2 protein-coding genes are annotated in these 845 nt (G+C 49.2%); both read left to right on the top strand.

From position 1 onward, the window contains the following. Positions 1-41 precede the first annotated feature (41 nt). Positions 42-554 (top strand): hypothetical protein, encoded by a 513-nt coding sequence (locus J3351_RS14015; protein ID WP_005943478.1) that lies wholly within the window; start codon positions 42-44, stop codon positions 552-554. 14 nt (positions 555-568) lie between these two features. After that, positions 569-814, top strand: coding sequence for a hypothetical protein (locus tag J3351_RS14010; protein WP_207698001.1), 246 nt, complete (start codon positions 569-571; stop codon positions 812-814). Positions 815-845 lie beyond the last annotated feature (31 nt).

Here is an 845-nt window from a genome sequence, read left to right as displayed (position 1 = left end):
TCGTTCTTTCGTTATAATAAAACTGAAAGAAGGTGGGCATTATGACTTTGCAATATTTTGTCACAGCATCCGATACGGGCAATAGGATTCCGATTGAGGTTGACAAGTCAACTCCCGCTGACCTTGCTGCAACCAAAGAAAGCTGGCAGACCGACTGGACAAGTGAGTTCATCGGTGACCCCGCACTGGAAAAGTACACGGCTAAAACCGAAAACGGCGAAATCGTAGCATTGGGTGCTTACCGCGAAACAGAATCCAGCATGTTCGTTTATATTGAGTACATCGAAAGCCACCCGGAGAGCAACCCGACGCTGACCATTCAGAAAAAATATCTGGGCATCGGGCGTATGATGATCGCGTTCGGCATCCAGCTTTCCATTGATTCCGGTAAAAACGGCGTCGTCACTTTTGAAGCTAAGACGGATGAACTTGCAAAACATTATATCCGGGATTTTGGCGCGATCCGGGTCTTTGCCAAACAGTCCGGCGGGCCGATCATGCTGATGCTTGCCGACAATGCGGCGCTTTCGCTCTTCAATACGTATCTTTCCTGAAAGGTGGTGCTCCCATGGATATTGAAGTCAAACGAATGTCCCCTACTGCTATTGAAATGCTTGACCAACTCAGCGCAGTCTGCAAACGGTTCGGCGTTGATTACTATGCAGCTTCCCAAAATCAGCGTGATCTGCTGGACAGCATTGCCCTGCACGAATATAAACTGAAAAAAGCACACGAGCAAGGGCTGAAGCGTTCCGAAGTGCCTCCGTTTCTCGGTTTGAAGCGCTCTGACCGCAGCAACGATATGCCTGCCTAAAGGTTCGACTGCTGCTGACAATGCTCCACCA

This window comes from Faecalibacterium sp. Marseille-Q0746, from assembly GCF_017377595.1.
Classification (GTDB): Bacteria; Bacillota; Clostridia; order Oscillospirales; family Ruminococcaceae; genus Faecalibacterium; species Faecalibacterium duncaniae.
This window is presented reverse-complemented; position numbering and strand designations above follow the sequence as displayed.